The sequence below is a fragment of the Prevotellamassilia timonensis genome (assembly GCF_021531665.1).
Lineage (GTDB): Bacteria > Bacteroidota > Bacteroidia > Bacteroidales > Bacteroidaceae > Alloprevotella.
The window spans coordinates 1-7,417 of the sequence record NZ_JADYUH010000084.1; the positions used below are offsets into that span (position 1 = coordinate 1).

Genomic DNA, 7,417 nt, shown 5'->3' on the forward strand with positions numbered 1-7,417 from the left:
ATAACCATGTATAAAAGTAGTACCTCGATGATGACTTTCTCAAAACGTTTGCTTAACTTTACAGCGGAAGTCATTATGGCCTCCTTGCATATGCCCGTATATTGGTCGAGTGCTTCTGAAATCTTCTTCATAACTAAGTAATGTAGAAGACTACTAAGTTACTGAGATTCAGGTACTTGGCCAAATTTTATTAGTTATATATCATTAATGCAACTCATTGATTTTTAGGTGATTAAATGTATAATTAACTAAGTATTGAGTACTGATTTATTAGACGAAATTAGTACTGATTTCTTAGACGAATTTGAAAAAGAAACAATATTTGCTGTTTCATTCTGTCTTATTCCGTCCTTTAATCAAACATTAAAAGAGCTTAAGAAACAGATTGAGTATATAGGAAAAAGTCTTGTTTGTGTGAATGCGTCTTCCCTTTATCTGTCTTGTAATGGAAATATCATCAACGAAGACGATGTAAAGAAAGAGATCTTACATAAAAATAGAGCAACAATTGTTTGCATTGGGTGGCCTCAAGGAATTATTGATGAGAGTCCAAGAAGAATTTGCAAATTACTGTATACAATAATTAATCAATTCGGATGTGGGGAGTGCTCCGTTATTACAAAGACGGATGAAACTATAGATGTTTGTGTCTATCGAGAAGATGAATTAAGCAGAGAAGAATGGAACCAAATAAGGGAACCATTTGAAGAGTATTTGGAGGAGTTAAAAGATAAGAGACAGAGTAACAAGTTGCAAGAAATAGATATCGAAAATGACATTTTGCAATTCCGAACCATTTATCGTTGTGGAGGGTTAATGATGCGAAATGTTGATTCTGATGTTGAAATTGACGATGAATGTTTAGAATACGTGACTCTGCTTATTGATGTGTGGCTATCTTCTGATTCCTCAATGCCATTATCTAAAGACAATGCGTTTAGACTCTTAGCATATTCTGGTAAGAAACCTGATTTGCCCATATTGTTAAAGAAAAAAATGCCAGAATATAGTTCTTTTTGGAAAGAGATTGATGATGAACGTCGTTATCAATATATACCTCATGGTGAAGTGTTGGGTTACTATTCAAGAGACGAACACCCCTTGTGTATGGGACCGCATATAGTACTTTGTCCAGAGAACATCCGAAAAATAGCACAGGCTTATCATATACCATTCAAAATCTTAATGGCTAAGGTTCTTGTTCATGAAATCGCCCACGCCTTGATGGACAGATACCGGATTATCGATGGAAATGGAATTCAATATACTAATCCCAAAGAGAATTGGTCGAACACCGTTGAGGCAAAAGCGATGGAAGAGTCTATGGCAAATGCCATAACTTTGTTCGTCTTCAGAAAATATGCTAATGAAGACTACAAATATGTTCGTCATTATATTGATAATATGCAGTCTGCAATATACAAATTCGGACTTTGGCAAGAACAAATATATGCAGACTGGAATAAATGGCGCGACTCATCCAAACAAAACACTAAAGAGTTGAAAGAATGGTTCAACAAATGTTTTGATAATGGGGACATTATTATTACCAAAGAAGACTACAAACAAAAGCTATTCAATAATGTTTTCTAATAACCATTGTCTCGTACCATTTTTAGGGAGATTCATACCTAGGGCATTTCTTTATTTGGATGTTGAGATATTATAATACTATTCAAGTTTCGCAAGTGTTCACATGTAGCTGACAAGCGTTTAAGGAGCGGGCTGAAGGCCCAGCAAGCGCATAGTCCAGGGCGATGCCCTGGGCTATGTGTTCGTTGCCCCTTCGGGGCGTGCCTTGAACGCTTGCGCTTATTCTCTGATTCAACTTGCGAAACTTGAATATAAATAAATATTATTCAGTAAACACTATTTAGCAACTGTGTAAAAAATACAACGAACAAATAATGAAGCGATGGAGTTAGCGATTAACATCAAGAATACCCGCGAACAGCACTGGGTAAAGATTGAAGACATTCTGTATATACAGAGTGAAGGTAACGACTGCCATTTTGTAACAACAAAAGAAGAGTTTAAATTTCGTATTACATTGAAGAAAGCGATGGACCTCATTAATGAATATGGTGATTTCGGTGTCCATCATTGTGCGAAAGTTGATAAAAGCCACATTATCAACCTCAATCATGTGAGCAAGGTGATAGGATTTACAGTTGTCCTCTCAAATGGAGATACAAATGTATCGGTTCCCATTGCTGCGGATTCAATTCGTCCTCTTAAAGATATGCTCCTGAAGATAGGCAAGGATATGCAGCTGTCATTCGGCACAGGCTTGCTTAATCTCAATTCGAATGTATCTACAGGTGAAGATGTCTATGCTCCAGCAAGAATTGGTGCTGTTGACTTAGGTTTGCCAAGTGGACTGAAGTGGGGTGATCATAACTTCTGCAACAGAGTACCTGCATGTAAGCCAGAGGAGTATGGTGATCACGTATCATGGGGCGAGACGGCTTCCAAGGAGAGTTTTGATAAAGAAACCGACTATCTCTTCTCGTGGGGACAGGTGGAGGGTTTTGAATACGATGAAGACGGTGAAGTATATGACTGGGATGCATCCAATCAGTTACCGGATGTCTTCGATGTAGCCCACATGACATACGACTGGCGCTATGGCCGTAACTGGCACATTCCGACAAAACAAGAATGGGAAGAATTGTGTCAGTACTGTAAGTTCACGTGGTGCAATACCGTGAACGGCACTCGTGGCGTATTGGTGACGGGACCCAACGGCAACACCATCTTCCTGCCGGCTGCCGGATATTCCAAGGAGGCTAACCTTAATATAAATAAGGATCACGAACTGGCATACTGGTCTTCTACATACGGAGGACAGGATGCAGAACTCCTTGATACCGCTTTTGCCATCAGATGCAAAGATGATATCTCTGGTCAGTCAAAGGCCATTGTTTCTATCGAGAAATGTACTGGTTTCATGGGGTTGTCTGTCCGTCCAGTCTATGGTGGCAGCATGCCATCCTCACAGTCAAAGGAAATCAAGTGGGAAGGTGACTTCGAGTATCGCAAGACCAGAGATGATACATGCATGGTGTCACACTATCTGCCAGAGAGACCATACCTGGAGGAATGTAAAACCATCAAGGATTATGTTACATTCGGTAACAATGAGTGCAAGGTTGTTGGCATATATGATGATGCATACAATGACATTCTTCATATCGGTTGTAAGGAACTGGTCATCCCTGCTACCATCGAGGAACTTGACCCTAAGAGTATTCATGTTTCTGAAAATATTAATGTACATGGGGACAATCCTGCTTATTCGTCTATTGACGGTGTGCTGTTCGACAAGGGGAAAAAGGTTTTGCTCAGATATCCTGATGGACGCGACTCACCTTCATACCTCGTTCCAGACGGTGTTGAGATGATTGGCGAGTATGCTTTTTCTGATTGTTGTATCGAAAAAATTGATACTAACAAAGTGACGCATATCTGCGAACATGCCTTTGAGCCGCTTGAAGAGTTCTATGACAGCATATCTGAGTTCTACGGACCATACGTCAAGAGAATTGACAGTAAAGCTTTTGCATCCTGCAAACAGTTGAAAACTGTAGAAATGCCATGTGTTGAGAGTTTTGGCATCAACGTTTTTACGAAATGTGATTTGCGCGAGGTTACCCTGCCTGTAAGACTCAAGGAGTTGCATTCATACGTATTCATCTGTGATAAGCTTCAAACAGTCACGATGAAGGGGATGCCAGAAACAGTTTCCAATAATCCTTTCAGACGTTGTCCAAATTTGAAAACCGTAATACTATTTGGAGTATCGTACACTCTGGAGGCGTTTATACAGCGCATCACACAACATAAGAAAAAGTAATCAATTCCTATTAAAGAAAAGTATCAGGGATGAATTATAGAGTCAACAAGCAATACAAAGTTAACTAATCCTTGGGGAGGCCGTGGCTTCCCCTTTTTCTTTTTTTGTATTGCCTGTAAACTCTATTGCTATGCGTCCCCTCCCTCGCCTTCGGAGCGTAGCGGAGAAGGCGAGGGAGGGGACGCTAAAATTGCACTTCTATCTTGAAAATATATATCAGGGATGAATATATCACAGCAAATTAGGAATTCATCCCTGATTTTATTTTTTATTTGCCTATGTACAATATTCATCGTACACTTGCACCACAAATCAAACAACAAAACAAAATGGTGATAAGAAAAATAAAATTCTCTTATGTGGACCGCAAAACAAAAATAGGTCCATACATAGACTTCATAACGCAGCTTACTGTTGCAGACACGAACTATGATACCATTGTAGCTGCAATAACAAAAATGAGAAAAGATATTGAAATTGTTCAACTAATAAGGATATCAAAATGAAGAAAGAATCCGAAGATGAAGAACTCTGGGTCGAGCCTGAGGAACAGCATGAAGAGTGTCAGGATCCTGACATCATCTGCGAGTGGAACGAAGACGAATGTTATGAGTTCGGTGGGACTGAAGAGGACAGGAAGAACCATCCTAATAAATCTCTGCGGCGCGAGTTCTGTGAGGCTTTTCCATTCCTTGTAATCATTATACTCTTCTGTGTAGGAGTATTCTGGTTATGTTTCAAGTCTGTCCACTAATCGATACCTGACGATGGGTGTACTTTCGATAATGAGAATCTTGAAGACGAAGAATCAGAAGGTTCAATGATAAAAGGATATATATCTTCACATACAGAGGAAGCCGAAACGCTGTAACAAAGGAAGTAGGCATAACTATATAAAAATTAATTTATTATGGCAGACATGTTAAGAATTACCTACTATGCAGAAGGGCATAGAAACGGACGTAAAGTAACGCTCTATGATGTTTGCGGCCGCACATACGATGATTGCATCGTTGCATTATCAAGATGGTATGGTTGTAACAGCCCAAGAGAGAAAGAGTCTTTCCTTCTCAACATTGCTCGAAGGGACTATCCGGAAGTTCAATGGGAGTCGGCTCATACTGTAGAGATCCGCAACGCATAGTAGTCAATGAGTAACAGGTGTACCAGAAGAACTAAGCTGGTACACCTGCGAAAAATCACATCAAGTGAAGACGCTCCAGACTTTGTTCTGCGGTTCGCAGAGAAGCAGGATCGCGAAGAGCGTGAATACGCAAATCTTTGCTGCTAAAGTTATGGCTTTTATTGCCATTGCTACAGGTATAATCTTCTATGGCTGTTAGAAATACTATGTAGGTTAATATAAGTTCAATCATTAAAAATCAAACATAATGCTTATTCTTTGGTTCCTTGGTGGAGTTGCTGTTGCAGGACTCCTTATATTATTCATCTCTTTCTTGGCTGATTTGCTTGATTTCATATGGGGTGTCTTCGGAGGAGGCTGGTAATGGGGAAGATTATTATCAGATGCGTCATCTGTGTAGCCGCATTAAGTCTTGGTTGTCTGCTCTATGATATGATACATTACAAGTGTCCTCGATGCGGGTATTCTAACAGAGACAATACTTGCATAAAATGCGGCTACCTCTATCCTTTAGATAGTTGCGGCAATATAGACAAGTTTCTCTATGAAGAGGACCTTGAACATTATCAATCTAAATAAACAACATCGTCATGAAGAAAAAAATATTGCTGATTCTTGGCCCTGAAGAAAAGAAAACGAACAACGAGTCTGTAGTTGAGTTGTTCCAGGAGTGTTTATCAGATTACAACATTACTGCGCCTGGTATAAACTATAATGATTGTGACTCTGTTATGCCCCAGATTACCGCACAGTCACAGAGTCATACTGATTATATCATTGGTGTTGGCTTAGGCTGTTTGTTCGTTCATCAGATGGTTGGTTTTGACCGCATCTGTATCAACCCTATCATGAGTATTCTTGAGACAGAAGAATATCAGTCACATCTCTCAGAAGAAGAGATTGACCGCTATCTTGCAATGGAACGCACTATGTATGCATACGACAGAAGCCTTGACTTTAAGAACGATACACACTGCTGGGGTGTCTACCGCAATGATGAGATTCTGATGCACAGACACTTCTCTATGTTGTACTATCCTCAGATTGTTACTCGTCCTTACACAACCATCAATGAAGACTTAATCAATAATGTGGTTGCTTCGCTGTTGGAGACTATAGATAAGTCTTGCTGGATCGATGAGTGCGGCGTTCACTTCAAGAACTATGGCAGAACCATCAGTGGCGTTGACCCTGCAATCTTTAACAACGTAGATTCGTATGAGATTCCTGACGGTGTGACAACAATCTGCCCAGAAGCATTTGCAATGAGCAATTTACAGAGCGTCTATATACCTTCTTCAGTCAGAACTTTGGGTAATAGTTGTTTTCATGCCTGTAAAAATCTAAGAGAAGTGATTTTTGCAGATGATTCACATGTCGGTATCATTCCAGAGTACTGCTTTGCAGAAACAGCCATTTCATTCATGGAATTACCAAATTCTGTGTTCTCAATCCAGACTGGTGCAATGGCTGAATCTTACAATTTGAAGGAGGTCGCAATTTGCGGTGAACTTCAGTATATAGGCAGAGATGCTTTCAAGGGATGCGGGCAAGTGTATATCAAGATGAAGGCTCACAAGGTTGCTGACATGCTTGATAGATTACAGCAGCAGAGAGATGCAGACTATGATGCATTCTGCAGAAATAATCCTATAGAGTCTGATGAATTGTGTCTTTGAACTCTCACTCTTGGTCATCAAGGACAAGCCAAAGCGGTACCCATACAATGTGATGGTCTGGCAGCGTGCAATCTTCTGTACATACGATGATGCAGATTCATACATTAGAGATAACATAGAAGATTGGCACGTACTTGACATCTTTTGCATATATGTTAGAGAAAAGCCCGTAGGCAGTATGCTCTATGAAGAAGAATGTTTGGCTGTCTGGCTGTATGACGAAAGAGGTAACTTGATAGATAAAAGACTATGTTCTAACATTGGTATGTCAGAAGAGTTTCAGTGGAGGAGATATGAAGACCTAAGGTTTCATCCTGGGGAGATTGTAGAAGTACTTGAAAACGATGAAGTTTATCTTGCCTATCTGCCTGGTCCAGAAATGTCGAAGAAAGATACTGAGCACTACAATGAGTTTGTCAGTGATAAGGTCAGTGATGCGTCAGATGATGTTTATACTGTACTGACTACCGAATCCTACAACTCTCATCAGCATATCGATGCGCTTCATGTGTTCACTCCGCACCTCAAGATACATCCTTCAACATCAAAGAGATTCAGGAAGATATATGAAGCCAATCTGTTGAATGATTATAAAACGTAAAAATGAGAAACATGAACGAGCATAGAATTGAAATACAGACAGATAGTTCCAGAGTATGCACTTGTGAAACCTGCATTTAGAGAAGTTATAGCAAGAGCCGTCCAGAAAGATTCTCCATTATGGCTGGCAGATGACAA

General features: G+C 39.9%; 6 protein-coding genes. All 6 read left to right on the forward strand.

What is annotated here, in order from left to right:
* Nucleotides 1-255: 255 nt before the first annotated feature.
* The 6 genes from I6E40_RS10210 (at nucleotide 256) to I6E40_RS10235 (ending at nucleotide 7,280) form a co-directional block, all read left to right on the forward strand.
* Nucleotides 256-1,593, forward strand: coding sequence for a hypothetical protein (locus I6E40_RS10210; protein WP_235387046.1), 1,338 nt, complete (start codon nucleotides 256-258; stop codon nucleotides 1,591-1,593).
* A 322-nt stretch (nucleotides 1,594-1,915) separates the two neighbouring features.
* Nucleotides 1,916-3,856 carry a leucine-rich repeat protein gene (locus tag I6E40_RS10215; protein ID WP_235387048.1) on the forward strand — a complete coding sequence of 647 codons (1,941 nt, stop codon included), beginning with the start codon at nucleotides 1,916-1,918 and terminating at the stop codon, nucleotides 3,854-3,856.
* A gap of 329 nt (nucleotides 3,857-4,185) precedes the next feature.
* Complete coding sequence (locus I6E40_RS10220) at nucleotides 4,186-4,362, forward strand: hypothetical protein (RefSeq protein ID WP_235387049.1); 177 nt, start codon at nucleotides 4,186-4,188, stop codon at nucleotides 4,360-4,362.
* Complete coding sequence (locus I6E40_RS10225) at nucleotides 4,359-4,610, forward strand: hypothetical protein (RefSeq protein WP_235387051.1); 252 nt, start codon at nucleotides 4,359-4,361, stop codon at nucleotides 4,608-4,610. Before I6E40_RS10220 ends, I6E40_RS10225 begins: the two co-directional genes overlap by 4 nt.
* Nucleotides 4,611-5,590: 980 nt before the next feature.
* Nucleotides 5,591-6,679: a leucine-rich repeat domain-containing protein gene (locus I6E40_RS10230; RefSeq protein ID WP_235387052.1), complete on the forward strand. Its 1,089-nt coding sequence runs from the start codon at nucleotides 5,591-5,593 to the stop codon at nucleotides 6,677-6,679.
* A gap of 10 nt (nucleotides 6,680-6,689) precedes the next feature.
* Entirely contained in the window at nucleotides 6,690-7,280 is a 591-nt protein-coding gene (locus I6E40_RS10235) for a hypothetical protein (RefSeq protein ID WP_235387054.1), read from the forward strand.
* The last annotated feature ends 137 nt before the right edge of the window (nucleotides 7,281-7,417 follow it).